Below are 15,475 nucleotides of genomic sequence, written 5' to 3' on the forward strand. Positions count from 1 at the left end.
GGATCGCCGAACTTGCGCAGCGTGCGGGCCGCGGCATCTGTCATCGAGACCGGGCAGGCCAGGCCGAACTCGGCCTGCACGAAGACGTAGCTCATGGCGTACTTGGCCAGGTGCGGGGGACTGCACTCCCAGCCGTGGATGCTGCGGTGGGAGAGCGCCGAGAGGCCGTACTGTTCGTAGGCGGCCTTCGAGAGCTCGATGTAGCTGGGGTGGTAGGTGATCTCATCCACGCGGTTGCCGTCGCGGTCGAAGTGCTCCAGGGTCGGCTTGTTCTTGTCGGCCACATCGGCCAGGGGAGCAAGGCGGGTGGCTGCGTCCTCGCCGAGCCCGGTGAGGACCGGTACGAGCAGATCCCGGTCCTCGGAATCCAGGTAGCGTTCGACGAGGGGCAGCAAGGCCGGGTCGCTGGTGGCAAAATTCATCGTTTTCACGTGTCTTTCAAGATTTGAAGGGAGAAATGCGGGATGAGGCCGGAGCCCGGCGGTTAGCTCGTGACGGCGTCGGCTTCGCGGTTGGCCCATGCCTTGCCTCGCAGCAGGACGCTCATGCAGATGATGGACAGCAACACGTAACCCACGGCCAGGAACACCACGGGCCAGATGGACCCGGTGGAGGTCAGCAGGGCCTGGCTCACGAACGGTGCGGTTCCGGCGAAGATCGCGGTGGAGAGCTGGTAGGCAACGGAGATTCCGGTGTAGCGGATGTGGGTGGGGAAAAGCTGGGCCAGCACGCCGGCCAGTGCCGAGTAGTACATGGCGTGCGGTGCGGTGGCCAACACCATGCCGATCATGGCCAGGGCGAAGTTGCCGGTCTGGATCATGAAGAACATCAGCGGCAGCAGCACGATCTCCGGCAGCAGCATCCACAGCACTGCCTTCTTCACGTCGATCTTGGAAGCGAGGATGGCGCCGAAGGGCTGGATCACGACCTGGGCCACCAGGGCAACGGTGACGATCTGCAGGAATTCGGTGCGCCCGAAGCCCAGGTCTTTGGTGGCCCAGGACAGTGCGAAGGTGGTCTTCACGTAGGTGATGGCCACGCCGGCGACAACGGCGCCGACGCCCAGCAGCACCACGCGCCAGTGGTCCTTCATGAGCTCGGCCAGCGGCACGCGCTTCTGGACCTTGGACTCGACGGCCTTGACCATTTCCGGGGTTTCGGTGATGTGCAGGCGTATGTAGAGACCGATGATGATCAGCACGGCCGAGGCAAGGAACGGTAGCCGCCAGCCCCAGGAGTTGAATGCCTCGTTGCTCAAGAAAGTCAGGCCGAGGAAGGCCAGGGTCGCCAGCAAGTTGCCCACGGGCGAGCCCTGCTGGGCGAAGGCGCCGTAGAGGATCTTCTTCTTCGGGGGAGCGAACTCGGTGGCAATGAGCACCGCCCCTCCCCATTCGCCGCCCATGGCAACGCCCTGGATCACGCGCAGGAGAATCAGCAGGATCGGGGCGGCAATGCCGATCTGTGCGTAGGTCGGCAGCAGGCCGACCCCGACGGTTGCGGCGCCCATAAGCAGCAGCGTGGTGATGACGGTGTTCTTGCGGCCGAACTTGTCGCCGAAGTGGCCGAAGATGATTCCGCCCAGGGGCCGGGCCAGGAAGCCGACGGCGAAGGTCGCGAAGGCGGCCAAGGTGCCGATGGCTGCGGAAGCCTCGGGGAAGAAGAGCTTGCCGAGCACCAGTGCCGAAGCGGTGCCGTAGATGTAGAAGTCGAACCACTCGATGGTGGTTCCTACGAAGGCGGCAATGCCTGCCTTGCGTCCCTGCTTCGGATCGATTCCGGTCACCGTCGGTGCGTCCGACGTTGATGCGTTCCTGATGCTCATGGTGCTCCTCCGTGGGGTGAGGGGCCTCACTCACCCCTGTGTCGGATACCACTATTTCAGGATTGATCTTTATAGTCCAAGACAACATTTGCCACTGATTGATGTAGATTTTAGAATAATCGCATCACTGCCGGTAGACGGTAAAACAGGGAAGGCTCGGGACATGGAGTTTCGGCAATTCGAGGCGTTTCTGGCCGTGGCGGAGGAACTGCACTTCGGCCGTGCCGCAGAAAAACTGCACATGGCCCAACCCGCGCTGAGCCGGTCCATCCGCTTGCTCGAGCGTGAGTTGGGAACCGAATTGTTCGAGCGCACCACGCGAAAGGTCCGGTTGACCCCGTCCGGCGAGGCGCTGCTTGAACCCGCGAAGGTAATCAACGTTCACGTCGACGGAGTCAAGCGCATTGCCCGTTCCGCACAGCAGGGGGAGATCGGCCTTGTCAAGGTCGGTTTTGCCGGAACCACCGGGTATTCGATCATGTCCATCCTGGCCAGGGAAGTTTCGCGCGAGCAGCCAGGCATTAGCCTCGCCCTCCAGCCCCAGATGTACTCGGGCGAGGCCCTGTCGATGCTCCGTGACGGGGAAATCGACCTGGGAGTGATCAGTTCCGCTGCCCCTGTTGGCATCTCCACGCTTTTGGTCCGCAACGAGACTCTCGTTGTCGCTGTTCCCAGCGACCATGCTCTGGCCGACAAGGACGAGGTCGGTGTCGGTGAGCTGCGGGACCAGCGATTTATCGCGTATCCGGCCTCGCATGGGTCCCGGGTCCGGGATGCCATGCTATCCCTCTGTGCGACGGCTGGGTTCGTGCCGCACGTTGCGCAGGAGGCACCCGACCCCTACAGTATGCTGGCCCTGGTCGGGGCAGGCGTCGGGGTGGCGATCGTGGTCGGCTCGTCGAGTCACATCCAGGTGGACGGAGTCACATACAGGCCGCTCGTTGACACGGGCATGGTGCTGCCCATCGCGTTGGCGTGGAGGGATTCGAATCCATCCCTGGCGCTGCGCACGGTCGTTGCCTTGGCAAAGAACGCGTTCCCGCCCGTGGCCTGCGACTGATTCCTCACAAGGAATTCGTCAGCGAGTGGCACTTTCCTGCTCGGTGCCGTTGGCCAAGACGTCAATCGCCAGTCGACCCAATGACTCGCGTACGTGGGTGGTCATGGCTTCTTCCGCGGTCTCGGCGTCTCCTTCGATGACGGCCTTCATGATTTGGCGGTGTTCGGCAGCAACACGCTTGGATTCGGTCGCCGAGTCGCGCCGTTCCTGCAAAGCGATCTGTCGATATCGGTCGGCCTTGTCCCAAAGTGAATCGAGGATATTGATTAGCACGTCGTTGTGCGAGGCGCGGTAAATGGCCCGGTGAAAATCGCGGTGGGCACCGAGTGCTTCCAAGGTTGATTCTTTGTTCAGCGGCTTCATAGCGGCTGCCGCTGCCTTGATCGCCTCGATGTCCGTCGCGGTCCGGTGTTCCGCCGCGAGCGCCGCGGCCATGGGATCGAGGCGCTCACGAACCGTGAAGAGATTGCGAGCTTCGGCGTCGGTGAGGGTGGAAACACAGGCGTTCTTGTGCGCATCAATCGTCACGAGCCCCTCGGCGTCGAGGCGGCGCAGCGCTTCGCGCATCGGCGTGAGGCTGACACCGAGTTCGGCAGCCAACTTGGATTGCGCCAACGCTTGGCCCGGGGCCAACTCGCCATTCATGATGCGCAGGCGCACCTGTTCGTAGGCGTAGGCGTTCTTGGTCAGCGCGGGTGAAATGCTCATCGGCGGCAGCCCTTTCACAAAGTGGAGTCCGTGCCCCAAGAATATCCAGGGCGATGATAACCTGCATTTTACAGCTTATAGATTATAAAATATGGATCGGGAGGGACCCCAGTGGCAATGCCGCTCGTCCACGACACCATCGCGTTTCGGGCCAACGGCCTCGACTACCGTGCAACCAATCTGCGCAGAGCACTGGGGGAGGACTTTGACCGCCTGCCGGTGGTCCTGCGCCTGTTGGCCGAAAACACGCTGCGCCGCTCCAGTCCGCAGGAGAGCGCGCGCACCCTTGCGAACCTGCGCCGGTGGCTGGCCACACGGAGCTCGGAAGAAGAACTCGAGTTCTGGCCGCACCGCCTGCTGATGCACGACACCACGAGCACCCCGGCCCTGGTCGACATCGCCGGCATGCGCGATTCGCTGGCCGAGATCGGCATTGACCCGGGGGTCCTGACCCCCAGCCTGAACGTCGAGGTGTCCATCGACCACTCGCTGGCGGTGGAGGAATACGCCGCCAAGGATGCGGCTCCCCGCAACCTCGCCCACGAGTACCGCCGCAATCGCGAGCGCTACAGCTTCCTCAAATGGGCCTCGGCCTCGATGGAAACCGTGAATATCAACCCGCCGGGAACCGGCATCATGCACACGCTGAACCTCGAACAGCTGGCCACGCTCGCCCACCCGGAAAACGCCGACATCGATGCCGGCACACCAACACTGATCGTGCCGGACATGATGATCGGCACCGACTCCCACACCCCGATGATCAATGGGCTGGGGGTCCTGGGCTGGGGAGTGGGCGGGCTCGAGGCCCAGACGGTCATGTTCGGCTTGCCCACCACGCTGCGCATTCCCGATGTCATCGGCTTCAGGCTCACCGGCTCGCTGCCGACGGGTGCCACGGCCACCGACTTGGCGCTGACCATTACCCACATGTTGCGCACCCGCGGAGTCTCCGGGGAGTTCGTCGAATTCTTCGGTTCCGGCGTGGCCACGCTCGGTGTCGGGCAGCGAGCCGTCATTTCCAACATGGCCCCCGAATACGGGGCCACCACCGGCTACTTTCCGGTCGACCACCACGCGCTGGATTACCTGCGCGACACCGGACGCCCCGAGGAACAGATCTCACTGGTCGAGAACTTCTACCGGGCCATTGGCCTCTGGTTCGACCCTGAGGCCACCCCCGAATACACCGACGTGCTCGAACTCGACCTGTCCACGGTGTCCTTGCGCGCCGCGGGACCGCGCCGCCCCCAGGACCTGCGCACGCTGGAAGAGATCCCGCAGGTACTCGCCGCGGAAACCGGGGGCATTGCGGAGGGCATCGGCGAACTTCCGCGCTTCGCCATTGCGCTGGCCTCCATCACCAGCTGCACCAACACCACCGACCCGAAACTGTTGGTGGCCGCCGGCCTGCTGGCCCGCAAGGCCCGGGCACTGGGACTCGAGGTGCCGCACTGGGTGAAGACCTCGCTGGCCCCCGGCTCCCCGGCCGCCGCCAGCTACCTGCGCCGGTCCGGACTCCTCGAGGACCTCGGGTCCGTGGGCTTCGACATTGTCGGCTTCGGCTGCACCACCTGCATCGGAAACTCCGGTGCGCTTTCGCTGCCCGTCGCCTCCGCGCTTGCCGCCGGGGCCATCCGCCCGGTCGCGGTGCTCTCCGGCAACCGCAATTTCGCCGGACGCATCCATCCGGACCTGGACCTGGGCTTTTTGATGTCCCCGCCGTTGGTCATCGCCTATGCCCTGACGGGACGTGCCGACATCGACTTGCAGCGCCACGAATTCGCCCCGGCGACCGCCGACCGCCCCGCCGTCATGCTGGACGATTTGCTTCCCACGGCAGAGGAAATCGAGGCGGCCTGGGCGCAAGGACACGACGCGGCCGACTTTGTCCGCGACTTCCGCGACGCGGCCACCAACCCGCTGTGGAACAAGCTCGCATACCCGCAAGGGGCGCAATTCGCCTGGGACCCGGAATCCACCATCCTGCGGCGCCCGCCCTTCGCTTCCCGTGACGCCGGAAGCCAACTCGGCTCCTACACGGCACACCCGTTGCTGGTGCTCGGCGACGACGTGACCACCGACCACATCTCCCCGGCCAGCGCCATTCCCCATGAATCGAGCGTTGCCGACTTCCTGGTCGAACGCGGGGAAAACCGCGAGGACCTTAACGTCTTCGCTTCCCGCCGAGGCAACTGGGAGGTCATGCTGCGCGGCGGCTTCCACGCCAAGAGTGTGCGCAACAAGCTCGGGGACTCGCTTTCCGCCCCGTTGCCGGTGGCACACACCGTGTACGCCCCGAGCGGCGAGGTCATGGAATTGCACGAGGCGGCCCGCCGCTACGAGGCCGCCGGGGAATCGGTGGTCATCATCGCCGGGGAACGGTTCGGCACCGGGTCTTCCCGCGACTGGGCGGCGAAGGTCCAGCGCCTGCTGGGCGTGCGCGCCGTGCTGGCCGGCAGCTTCGAGCGCATCCACCGCTCCAACCTGATCGGCATGGGGGTCCTGCCGCTGCTGGTGCCCGAATCCATGCGTTGCCGCCTCCAACAGCTGGTCCCGGGGGACACCGTGGCCATCGTCGCCGAACCCGGGGACATCGCCGTCCGGGCCGATATCAGGGTGCGCCTGAGAAGCCGGTCAGGGGCCGTGGAGGACTTCGTCGCCCGCGCCGCGGTGGAAACCGAGCTCGAGGTGGTGCTGCTGCGCTCCGGCGGCGTGATCCCGCACCTGCTGCGCAGCACCATCGACGCGGCGCGGCCCCACCGGAGCTAGACGGCTCGGCTCTATCCCGACGGCCGGCCGCGCCTGGGGCGACATGAAGCAAGAGGAACCAACGACGAGGCGTGGCAGATGGAGAAGGTCACGGGGACCCTCGTTGAGACCATCCGCGATGATATGGCACAGGTCATCTGGGAACTGGTGCGCACGCGCATCATCGACCCGGCGCTGGAAGCCGTTGACCTGTCCCTATCCAACCGCTCGGAGCCCCTGCGTTGGGCGGCGCTTGGGCCTCGTTTGGGTGGCATTAACCTGCCGTTTACCCTGCGTTCATGAGAGCCCTCTCATCAAACGCTCCTTCGCGTCTCATAATCGACCAATATGGTCCTAGCCAGACAGAGATTGAGTTTCCCCCTCGAAACGATGGAGTTCCGACATGCAGAACTTTTGGATTGCGCTGGCCGCCAATGTGGTGGCGATGGTCGTGCTGGTATGCGGGATCTACTACCGACGGCACTTCCGCAAGGATCTGGCACTTGCCTACCTGGCACTGAACTTCGGCATCTTCGGGGTGACGATGCTGCTCAACGGCTCCGGTGCAGGCGCCGGCTTGGGACTGGGCCTCTTCGGGATCTTGTCGATCATTCGCCTGCGCTCGGACACCCTGACCCAGGAAGAAGTGGCGTACTACTTCATTTCGCTGGCCATCGGACTGATCAACGGGCTGCACCCCGACCCGGCCTGGCTCTCGCCGGCGCTCAGCTTCGCGATGGTCCTGGTCATGTTCGTCGCCGACCACCCGGCCTTCGGACGCCGCACCATGCGCCAGACCGTCACGCTGGACACCGCCTATGCCCAGCAGCACCAGCTGCATGCCGCACTGGCCGACCTGCTCAACGCCAAGGTGCTGCGTACCGTGGTGCTCGAGCTGGATATGGTCCGCGACCTGACGATCGTGGACGTGCGTTTCCGCGCCAACACCACGGCCGGCAAACAGCAGCAGCTCGTCGACGCCCCGGCCATCGAATCCATCCCTGCACCACTGCACCCGCCGCGGGTTCGGCCGTCCGGGGAGCGGGACCTAGCCCAGCGTCAGGGGCGCTAGCCATGACCGCGACCCGATCCGCCGGGCCGGAGGTGCTGGCCGGTTCATGTGCCCAGGCCCTGTCGGCGGCGGCCGGGGCGGCGGCCCCGATCTCGCTCGAGGAAGTTGTGAGCGAGGCGGCCCTGATGACCCGGGTGGACAAGAAGTTCCTGCTGACCGCCGGGCAGTTCACCGAGCTGATGTCGAGGCTCGGGGACGACTTCCGGATCATGCAGATCGGCGAGCGCCGGATGTTCACCTACGAATCGGTGTACTTTGACACCCCGGATTTGGAGATGTTCACCGCACACAAGCAGGGACGGCGTCGCCGCTACAAGATCCGCACGCGCACCTACGCCGATTCCGGACTGTGCATGTTCGAGGCGAAGTTCAAGGGGCTGCGCGGGCAGACCGTGAAACACCGGATCCCCTATGAACTGGGGGAGCGGGACACCATCAACTCCGAGGCCTCTGGATTCCTCAGCGAGCAGCTCCGCACCGAGTACAACCAGGAGCTGCCGTACCTAGAGGCGGTGATGCGCAGCGACTATGTCCGCGGGACCTTAGTGAACCCATTGGACGAGGAGCGTCTGACCTGCGACGTGAACCTGGTGTATTCGCATGACGGTACGGTGGTGCACGGACCGGACCTGTTCGTCATCGAGACGAAGACCGCCGCGGGGCGCGGAGCCGCCGACTCGGCGCTGGCGAAGATGGGCATCCGGCCGGTGAGCATGAGCAAGTACTGCATCGGCATCGCCCTGCTGCACCCGCACCTGGCCGCCAACAAGTGGAGCCGGCTCTTGAAGCAGCACTTCAGCTGGAACCGAATCGCGCAACCGGCGTAGGTAGATTGCGTCCCAGTCTCATCAAGACGCGCAGGATTGTCGCCTGCGGACCTTCATGCCCCGTCAATGCCTTTGGCCCGTGAAGGAGGGCCCAGGAAATGGGCGAGAGTTTCGAGCGTGGACTTCGGATCCCGTAGTTCACACTCCCACACCACGATGGCCTCCCAGCCCAGAGCCCGCAGGGTTTCGATGGTTTGCCCATCCCGTTCACGGGTGCGCTTGCGCTTGTCCGCCCAGAATTGCGCGTTCGTCGCAGGGGCGTGTTGGCCGGCGGGGCAGTCGTGCAGGTGCCAGAAGCATCCGTTAATGAACACGGCCCGGTGGCGGGCGGGAAAAACGATGTCGGGGGTGCCGGGAAGCTTGCCGCCGCGAAGGCGTGTCTCCGGGTTCTCGCGTTGCAACTCCTCGAGTGTTCCACGTGAAATGCGGCCGTGGAGCCGATATCGGTATCCGGCCGCGTGGAGCATTCGGCGCACGATCAGCTCGGGCTTCGTATCCTTGCCGCGGATCTTGGCCATAAGTTGCGAGCGTTGTTGTGCGGACATGCTGTCCATGTTTCGATTGTGCACCCGCTGCCTCGGAAAGGGCACGATCAATCGTGTGGGTGAGATTTTTTTGTTACCGCCACCGCTTACGTTGCCGCCGATTTCCTTCACATTCCTGAAACGGGCTCTTGGTGCAATTCGGCTTCGCGACTTCGGCCAATCATGAACCCGGTCAGACCCTAGATTCTGTTGCGTGAGTGCCGAGACAGGGCAATCTGCAGAAAAGGCGGAAGTTTCGATGACGAACCTACTTGTGGGTAATCCCCCAATTTTTGACTCTGATTCGTTTCATAAATTTCCGAGCTCCGGGAAATTCGGCCCAGAAAATGGTGGCCAAAAGTCTATAGTCACTGTTTGAAGCATGTGTTTGACTGTTGTGCACCAGTGCCTCGGCACCCACTTTTGAAGGTGACGACGGTGTCACCGGACAGGAAAAAACGTGCAAGCAACGTACGTAAGTCAGAATCCCAAGGGCAAATCCATGAGCAGGACGGTAGCTGCGCTTCTTCTAGCGGGCGCCCTGATCGGCGGAACCGCATCCACGGCAACTTCGGCCCCGCTGTCCGAAGCCGATTCGGTCGACACGAAGAAGATCTCTTCGACGCAGGCCGAAGCGGCGATGGACTATTGGACGCCGAAGCGAATGAAGGAGGCTAAGCCCGCAGACAGCCTAACCCGCGGCAAATCGGCGTCGCATGCTCCGCTGGACATCGGCGAATCCACCAAGATTGCCGGTCGAGCAGCAAGCAAGGCTAAAGCGACGGCAAGCAAGCCGGTCAAGAACGTGGGCGAGACACCCGTGTCGCACATTGGCAAGGTGTTCTTCACCCTGGGCGGATCGAATTACGTATGCTCCGGAAACGCGGTTGTCGCCGCAAATGAGGCAACCGTCTCGACCGCGGGTCACTGCGTCAACGAGGGGCCCGGTGCCTTCGCGACTCGTTGGGTCTTTGTCCCTGCCTACGAAAACGGCAGCGCTCCCTATGGGTCCTTTGCCGCAACCGAGCTCGTCGCTCCGACGCAATGGACGCAAGGTGGAGACATCACCTATGACACGGCCTTCGCCGTGGTCTCGGACCAGAGCGGGGTGAGCCTGGCCGATCAGGTCGGAGCCTCGGGTGTCGCCTTCAACCAGGCCCGGGGTCTGACCTACACGGCATTCGGTTACCCGGCGGCACGGCCATTCGACGGAGAGACGCTGCAATCATGCAGCGGGGCCGCAACGGACGATCCGTACGGGCAGACCCAGTCGCAGGGAATTCCCTGCGACATGACCGGCGGTTCTTCCGGAGGGCCCTGGTTCCTCGGTGGATCGGATGGCTTCCAGAACTCGGTGAACAGCTTCGGCTACGGGGGCATCCGCAATACGATGTTCGGCCCGTACTGGGGATCGGTCATCGAGCAGGCCTACCAGAGCGCACAAAACTAGTAGTCCGAACCGTGGGTGGAATGCCATGATGGCATTCCACCCACGGTCGTTAAGGACGTGCAACATGGAATCCACCGATAACGAGAAAAACGAATCGAAGGGTGTTGAACCATCCGTCAGCAAACTGAAGGCGACGCCTGAAGAACAATTCGAATACTTCACCGAGGAACGACGACAAGCAGCGATGCCTCGGGAAATCGAATTGCCGGATCCACACCTTCCGGACGATGAAGATGAATCTCATTCCTGAAGCTGCAGGCTCAAAACAAGGCGACAGATCGATCCGGGAACGTGCTGAATCAGATTGAGAGATTCCGGCTGCCGGCAGCATGGGCGAAGCGGCCGTTAAAGGTTTGAGCACCGGCCGGAAGATTCGGGGGACAAATCGTGTATCCAGCCGGTGCTCGCATCACTCGCACCTTCATGAGGTAGTAATGACTCTATGGTCCGAGGCTATGGATTTGATGTGTCTGGCCATGACATTGGGTGTGAAGGTTGGGTCCAGTGAGCAGCGAGCCGCCGGGTACGTTCATTTTCCGTGCTCCGGGCGGCTCGCTGCTGGCCCTCATCAGCGCCGGTGGATCGACTTGTAGCTCAGGTACGCGGCCAGGCCCTCGGGACCGTATTCGGTCCCCAGCCCGGAATCATTGCGCCCGCCAAAGGGTGCGGCATGGTTGGACGCAAAGAAGTTGATGCCGACGCTGCCGGTATCCATGCGTTCCGCCGCCGCCTGGGCCGCATCGATGTCGGTGCCAAAGACGAGGCCTCCGAGTCCGAACTCGGTGTTGTTCGCCAGCGCGATGCCTTCGTCAACCCCGTCATAGCGCAGGATCGAAACCACGGGTCCGAAGATTTCCTCCCGGGATATCCGCATCCCGGGTGTCACATCCGCAAACACCGTCGGGGCAATGAAGAACCCTGACTCCAAGTCGCCGCCCAGCTGTGCCTTGTGACCACCGGTGGTGGCGCGGGCGCCCTCGGCATGCGCCGACTCGATGTACTCGAGCACCGTGCGGTACTGGCTGGCGGTGGCCGAAGGGCCAAAGACGGTGCCCGGATCCAACGGGTCGCCCTGTGGGGCGGACGAAATCGTGGTGGTCACCAGGTCCACGACCTCGTCGTAGCGGGAAGCAGGGGCCAGGATGCGCGTGGAAATGTAGCAGGTCTGCCCGGTGTTGCGCATGCAGGAGCGGATCAACGCGTCCCCCATGGCACCCAGATCGGCGTCCGGCAGCACCAGGGCGCTGGACTTCCCACCCAACTCCAGGGTGACTGGGCGCAGCAGCTCCCCGCAGGCCGCGGCGATCTTGCGACCGACCGGCGTGGAGCCGGTGAACGCGACCTTGTTGACCTGGGGATGGCGCACCAGCGCATCTCCCAGGCGGCCGGAGCCTGTCACCAGGTTTGCCACACCGGCAGGAACACCGGCGGCGGCCAACGCATCCATGATGATCCTGAACGACAAGGGCGTGGGGGAGGCAGGCTTCATCACCACGGTGCACCCGGCCAACAAGGCGGGCGCCAGTTTGATGACCATGAGGTTGATCGGGAAGTTCCACGGGGCAATCAACCCGCAGACGCCCACCGGGTCCCGGCGCACCAGGGACTCGCCCAGGCCGTTGGGGAAGGGGCGGACGTCCGTCGATTCCAGCAACGGGGCCAACGAGGCAAAGTAGCGGAAGATCCCCGCCGCGTTGGCGGCCGCCCCCTGGGTTTCGGAGACCGGGGAGCCATTCTCCAGCGTGTTGGTGTACGACAGCTCGGTGGCGCGCGCCTCGATCTCATCGGCAATGCGCAGCATGACCGCGGCGCGCTCGGAGGGAGCCAGCCGCGGCCACGGGCCGGCGTCGAAGGCCGCCCGTGCCGCGTTCACCGCGCTCTCGAGGTCCTCTGCCGTGCCGTCGGCAACCGAGCCCCACACCAGCCCGGTGGCCGGATCGGTGACGTCGTTGCGGGCGCTGCCCGTGGAGGGAACCCATGCGCCGTCAATGAAGTGGGTGTCGACGTGGCGGTAGGGAAGGGCGAGCGCCTCGCGCGCAGCCGCGGCGCCGAGCTGCTGTTGCGTGCTCATCGCAGCACCGCCGTCTGCAGCAGGGCGCGGGAACGGTCCAGGTCCGTGGTGGCCATGTCCACGGCCGCGGCGGTGATGAGCTCGGGGATGATCTCGGTCTCCAGCCGGTCGGTGTAGACGGCAGGGTTCTGCGAGAACCAGCCCGCGGCCAGGGCAATGCCGGCATGGTCGAAGCGCCAGAGCCGGTCGGCGTCGCGCATGAGCGCGTCCTCCAGGGAATGGGCCACTGGACGGGTGTCGTGTCCGTCGATGATCGCGCAGACCGCTTCGATGAAGCCGGGTTCGTAGCCCAGCGGCGGCAGCACGCGGCGGGCCACGTCGCAGCCCAGTCGCTCGTGCTCAAAGCGGATGCCGGCCTTGCGCCAGTCCCCGCGGAAGCCCTCGGAGATGATCTTGGTTTCATCCACATGTGCCCATCCGGTGTCATGCAAGAGCGTTGAAACCAGCACCAGGTCGCGGTTGGCCTCGGGGTAGGCGTCGCACAGGCGACGGGCGAAGGCCAGGGAGATCGGGAGGTGGATGTCGTTTCCGCGGGCCCTGGTCTCGGGAACCACCGCTGCCCACAGCGGGTGTAGGTCGGCCTCGATGCCCGGGGTCAGGGCGATGGGGGAGGTGTCCACCGTCCGGGCGGCCGGGATGGGACGTTGCGGGTAGGCCGCGGCGAAGGCGGCGCCGGGATCGGTGTCGGTGAGGGTGTTCATGGCGCGTGCGGCTCCTTGCGTCTGGGAAGAAGAATGGGGGAAGAAGTGGCTAAATGATGAGGGACTTGAGCATGGTGGTCGGATCGGCCGCCGCCACCGGGTCGATGGACTTGCCCGCGGCCAGCGCCGACTTGACGGCCATGAAATCCAGCGGGGCGTTGACGGCGTCGGCGGCGATGATGCGCCCGGCCCGGTAGTAGAGGACCGTGAACTTTCCCTTCTCGGGGTCCCGGCGCAGCACCGTGGAGTCGAATCCGGTGGAGAGCCCGGCGATCTGCAGCTTCATGTCCGCCTGGTTGGACCAGAACCAGGGGATGCCGGCGTATTCCTCGCTGCGTCCCATGAGCGAATAGGCGGCGACCTTGGCGTGCTCGATGGCGTTGTTCACCGACTCGAGGCGGATGCGCTCGCCGGTGGGTGCGCCCGGGACGGGGTTGGGCATGTTCGCCACGTCCCCGACGACAATGGTGGTGCCGTCGGAAGCGAGCGCTCCGGAGTCCACGACGATGCCGTTGTTGATCTCCAGGCCCAGGCCCTCGCCGAGCTCGGTGTTGGGGATGACCCCGATGCCGACCAGCACGATCTGGGCCGTGATTTCGGATCCGTCCTCGATCCTGACCCCGCGCAGCGCGCCGTTTCCGTCATCGAGGATTTCTTCGATGCGGGCGCCGATGCGGATGTCCAGGCCGCGCTTGCGGTGTTCGGTGAGGAAGTATTCGCTGGTTTCGGTGCCCACGGTGCGGCCGACCAGGCGCGGCCCGTATTCCAGCACCGTGACGCGCTTGCCCATGGAGGCCAGGGAGCTGGCAGCCTCCAGGCCGATGAAGCCGCCGCCGACCACGACCACGTCGGTGGTGGACGGGGCAAGTTCCTTCAGGCGCAGAGCGTCGTCGGCATTGCGCAGGTACACCACGCCGTCCAGGCCGGCGCCCGGGGCATCCAGGCGCCGCGGGCGGGCGCCGACCGTCAATGCCAGGCGGGTGTAGGGGTAGGTGGTTCCCGAGGTCCCGTGGGCGATGCCGCTGCCGTCGGCGTTGGAGTCCACGGACCCGATCCGCTCGCCCTTGACCAACGTGACGTTGTGTTCGATCCAGTATTCGTTGGTGCGGAAGATCAGTGATTCGCTGCCGACCTTGTCCTGCAGGAATTCCTTGGATAGGGCGGGGCGCTGGTAGGGGCGGTGGTCCTCGTCGCCCAGCAGGGTGATGTGTTCGGTGTAGCCCAGGGCGCGCAGGGAAATAGCCAGCTGCACCCCGGACTGGGAGGCGCCGATGATCAACAATCCGGTGGCGGTGCCCGGGGCCGGCGCGTCGGCCCCGGCCAGGGAGGGAACGGTGAGCGTTTCCATGTCCTAGACCTGCGTTTCGGGGGTGGTGACGTGAAGTTCCTGGCCCTCGCAAAGGCGGATCTGGCAGGAGAGTCGGGAATTGTCCTCGCGGTCCACGGCGGTGCCGTAGAGCATCTCGTCCTCCATCTCTCCCATGGGTTCGAGCGTCGGCAGGTCGGCCTCGGCGACGAACACGTGGCAGGTGGCGCAGGAGAGCGAGCCGCCGCATTCGGCGACGATGGCGGTGACGCCGTTGCGCACCGCGGTCTCCATGACCGAGTCCCCGGTGTTGGCGTTGATGGACGTGGTGGCACCGGCTGCATCGGTGAAGTGGACTGTAGGCATGGTGATCAACTGGCCTTTCTAGATGAACTGGCGGCCACCGTCGACGACGAGCGTCTGACCGGTGATGAAGGATGAATCGGGGCCGGCGAGGAAGAGCGCGGCGCCGACGATGTCTTCGGGCTGGCTGGCCCGCTTGAGCGCTCCGCGGTCGACCCCGTAGTTTTCGGCGTTGTCCATGAGCCCGTAGCTGGCCTCGGTGAGCGTGAAGCCGGGGGCAATGGTGTTGACGGTGATGTCGCGCCGGCCCAGTTCCTTGGCCATGACCCGGGACAGGGCGATGACCCCGCCCTTGGAGGCCACGTAGTGGGCCCACTGCTCGGAACCGGAATAGACCGTGGCCGAGGCCAGGTTGATGATGCGCGAACCCGCGCCCAGGTGCGGGCTGAGCGCGCGGGCCATCATCCACGGGCCCTTGAGGTTCACGGCCATGACCCGGTCCCACTCGTCGAAGTCGATCTCCTCAAAGGGGGAGCGGGTGACGGAGGCGTAGATGGCGGCGTTGTTGATGAGCACCTGGACCTGGCCGCCGGCGAAACCGGCGACCTCGGCGGCGAGCGCGTCGGTGGAGGCGGGGCTGGTGACATCGACGGTGAAGGCCTCGGCGCGGCCGCCGGCGGCCCGGACGAGTTCGGCGGTCTCTTGGGTGCCGACCGGATCGATGTCCGCGGCGGCGACTGCGTAGCCGCGCTTGGCGAAGCCCAGGGCGAAGGCCCGGCCGAGGCCCCCGGCGGCGCCGGTGACCAGCACCGTGCCCGGCGGGGTGTGGGAAACGGTAGTCATGTGCTGTACCGGTGGCCTTTCACTGGGGTGAATGCTG

15 protein-coding genes and 1 pseudogene are annotated in these 15,475 nt (G+C 64.8%); 7 read left to right on the forward strand and 9 right to left on the reverse strand.

The features are described 5' to 3' along the window. Positions 1-422 (reverse strand): annotated as a pseudogene (locus ACIPVK_RS20390) (acyl-CoA dehydrogenase); the annotation flags it as partial. A gap of 62 nt (positions 423-484) precedes the next feature. Next, positions 485-1,822, reverse strand: coding sequence for an MFS transporter (locus ACIPVK_RS20395; protein ID WP_407613815.1), 1,338 nt, complete (start codon positions 1,820-1,822; stop codon positions 485-487). Positions 1,823-1,985: 163 nt separating this feature from the next. Between ACIPVK_RS20395 and ACIPVK_RS20400 the strand changes: the two genes are divergently transcribed. Next, positions 1,986-2,882 (forward strand): LysR family transcriptional regulator, encoded by an 897-nt coding sequence (locus ACIPVK_RS20400; RefSeq protein WP_407613816.1) that lies wholly within the window; start codon positions 1,986-1,988, stop codon positions 2,880-2,882. An 18-nt stretch (positions 2,883-2,900) separates the two neighbouring features. Here ACIPVK_RS20400 and ACIPVK_RS20405 read toward each other — a convergent pair whose 3' ends face one another. Beyond that, positions 2,901-3,590 carry a GntR family transcriptional regulator gene (locus ACIPVK_RS20405; protein WP_407613817.1) on the reverse strand — a complete coding sequence of 230 codons (690 nt, stop codon included), beginning with the start codon at positions 3,588-3,590 and terminating at the stop codon, positions 2,901-2,903. A gap of 117 nt (positions 3,591-3,707) precedes the next feature. Here ACIPVK_RS20405 and acnA point away from each other — a divergent pair, with 117 nt between their 5' ends. From acnA to ACIPVK_RS20425, 4 genes are all read left to right on the forward strand, one after another. Continuing rightward, on the forward strand, positions 3,708-6,362 hold the full coding sequence (gene acnA, locus ACIPVK_RS20410; RefSeq protein WP_407613829.1) for an aconitate hydratase AcnA: 2,655 nt from the start codon (positions 3,708-3,710) through the stop codon (positions 6,360-6,362). A 78-nt stretch (positions 6,363-6,440) separates the two neighbouring features. Further along, entirely contained in the window at positions 6,441-6,644 is a 204-nt protein-coding gene (locus tag ACIPVK_RS20415) for a hypothetical protein (protein WP_407613818.1), read from the forward strand. Positions 6,645-6,744: 100 nt separating this feature from the next. After that, positions 6,745-7,413 (forward strand): DUF4956 domain-containing protein, encoded by a 669-nt coding sequence (locus tag ACIPVK_RS20420; protein WP_407613819.1) that lies wholly within the window; start codon positions 6,745-6,747, stop codon positions 7,411-7,413. A 2-nt stretch (positions 7,414-7,415) separates the two neighbouring features. Further along, on the forward strand, positions 7,416-8,240 hold the full coding sequence (locus ACIPVK_RS20425) for a polyphosphate polymerase domain-containing protein (protein WP_407613820.1): 825 nt from the start codon (positions 7,416-7,418) through the stop codon (positions 8,238-8,240). 53 nt (positions 8,241-8,293) lie between these two features. Here the strand turns inward: ACIPVK_RS20425 and ACIPVK_RS20430 are convergent, their stop codons facing one another. Further along, a complete protein-coding gene (locus tag ACIPVK_RS20430) occupies positions 8,294-8,896 on the reverse strand; it encodes a very short patch repair endonuclease (RefSeq protein WP_407613821.1) in 603 nt (200 codons plus the stop codon). A gap of 370 nt (positions 8,897-9,266) precedes the next feature. On the opposite strand from ACIPVK_RS20430, the gene ACIPVK_RS20435 reads away from it, so the two are divergent. Continuing rightward, positions 9,267-10,214 (forward strand): trypsin-like serine peptidase, encoded by a 948-nt coding sequence (locus ACIPVK_RS20435; protein ID WP_407613822.1) that lies wholly within the window; start codon positions 9,267-9,269, stop codon positions 10,212-10,214. Between the two features lie 64 nt (positions 10,215-10,278). Beyond that, entirely contained in the window at positions 10,279-10,464 is a 186-nt protein-coding gene (locus ACIPVK_RS20440; protein ID WP_407613823.1) for a hypothetical protein, read from the forward strand. 318 nt (positions 10,465-10,782) lie between these two features. Here ACIPVK_RS20440 and ACIPVK_RS20445 read toward each other — a convergent pair whose 3' ends face one another. The 5 genes from ACIPVK_RS20445 to ACIPVK_RS20465 are packed head-to-tail and all read right to left on the reverse strand — an operon-like array spanning position 10,783 to position 15,438. After that, the gene (locus ACIPVK_RS20445) at positions 10,783-12,285 is read right to left on the reverse strand and encodes an aldehyde dehydrogenase family protein (RefSeq protein WP_407613824.1); all 1,503 of its coding nucleotides are present in this window, start codon (positions 12,283-12,285) and stop codon (positions 10,783-10,785) included. Further along, the gene (locus tag ACIPVK_RS20450; RefSeq protein ID WP_407613825.1) at positions 12,282-12,986 is read right to left on the reverse strand and encodes an HD domain-containing protein; all 705 of its coding nucleotides are present in this window, start codon (positions 12,984-12,986) and stop codon (positions 12,282-12,284) included. Before ACIPVK_RS20450 ends, ACIPVK_RS20445 begins: the two co-directional genes overlap by 4 nt. A gap of 49 nt (positions 12,987-13,035) precedes the next feature. Continuing rightward, a complete protein-coding gene (locus ACIPVK_RS20455) occupies positions 13,036-14,334 on the reverse strand; it encodes an NAD(P)/FAD-dependent oxidoreductase (protein ID WP_407613826.1) in 1,299 nt (432 codons plus the stop codon). 3 nt (positions 14,335-14,337) lie between these two features. After that, positions 14,338-14,658, reverse strand: a complete 321-nt coding sequence (locus ACIPVK_RS20460) for a 2Fe-2S iron-sulfur cluster-binding protein (protein WP_407613827.1) — start codon at positions 14,656-14,658, stop codon at positions 14,338-14,340. A gap of 18 nt (positions 14,659-14,676) precedes the next feature. Then, a complete protein-coding gene (locus ACIPVK_RS20465; protein ID WP_407613828.1) occupies positions 14,677-15,438 on the reverse strand; it encodes an SDR family NAD(P)-dependent oxidoreductase in 762 nt (253 codons plus the stop codon). Positions 15,439-15,475 lie beyond the last annotated feature (37 nt).

Source organism: Paeniglutamicibacter sp. MACA_103, from assembly GCF_045798555.1.
Taxonomy (GTDB): Bacteria; Actinomycetota; Actinomycetes; order Actinomycetales; family Micrococcaceae; genus Paeniglutamicibacter.

Excerpts from the sequence above, each read along its gene's own strand:
- ACIPVK_RS20440 (WP_407613823.1), top strand. The coding sequence starts at position 10,279 with ATGGAATCCACCGATAACGAGAAAAACGAATCGAAGGGTGTTGAACCA.
- ACIPVK_RS20435 (WP_407613822.1), top strand. The coding sequence starts at position 9,267 with ATGAGCAGGACGGTAGCTGCGCTTCTTCTAGCGGGCGCCCTGATCGGC.
- ACIPVK_RS20460 (WP_407613827.1), bottom strand. The coding sequence starts at position 14,658 with ATGCCTACAGTCCACTTCACCGATGCAGCCGGTGCCACCACGTCCATC.
- ACIPVK_RS20465 (WP_407613828.1), bottom strand. The coding sequence starts at position 15,438 with ATGACTACCGTTTCCCACACCCCGCCGGGCACGGTGCTGGTCACCGGC.
- ACIPVK_RS20405 (WP_407613817.1), bottom strand. The coding sequence starts at position 3,590 with ATGAGCATTTCACCCGCGCTGACCAAGAACGCCTACGCCTACGAACAG.
- ACIPVK_RS20420 (WP_407613819.1), top strand. The coding sequence starts at position 6,745 with ATGCAGAACTTTTGGATTGCGCTGGCCGCCAATGTGGTGGCGATGGTC.
- ACIPVK_RS20455 (WP_407613826.1), bottom strand. The coding sequence starts at position 14,334 with ATGGAAACGCTCACCGTTCCCTCCCTGGCCGGGGCCGACGCGCCGGCC.
- ACIPVK_RS20450 (WP_407613825.1), bottom strand. The coding sequence starts at position 12,986 with ATGAACACCCTCACCGACACCGATCCCGGCGCCGCCTTCGCCGCGGCC.
- acnA (WP_407613829.1), top strand. The coding sequence starts at position 3,708 with ATGCCGCTCGTCCACGACACCATCGCGTTTCGGGCCAACGGCCTCGAC.
- ACIPVK_RS20400 (WP_407613816.1), top strand. The coding sequence starts at position 1,986 with ATGGAGTTTCGGCAATTCGAGGCGTTTCTGGCCGTGGCGGAGGAACTG.
- ACIPVK_RS20395 (WP_407613815.1), bottom strand. The coding sequence starts at position 1,822 with ATGAGCATCAGGAACGCATCAACGTCGGACGCACCGACGGTGACCGGA.
- ACIPVK_RS20445 (WP_407613824.1), bottom strand. The coding sequence starts at position 12,285 with ATGAGCACGCAACAGCAGCTCGGCGCCGCGGCTGCGCGCGAGGCGCTC.
- ACIPVK_RS20415 (WP_407613818.1), top strand. The coding sequence starts at position 6,441 with ATGGAGAAGGTCACGGGGACCCTCGTTGAGACCATCCGCGATGATATG.
- ACIPVK_RS20425 (WP_407613820.1), top strand. The coding sequence starts at position 7,416 with ATGACCGCGACCCGATCCGCCGGGCCGGAGGTGCTGGCCGGTTCATGT.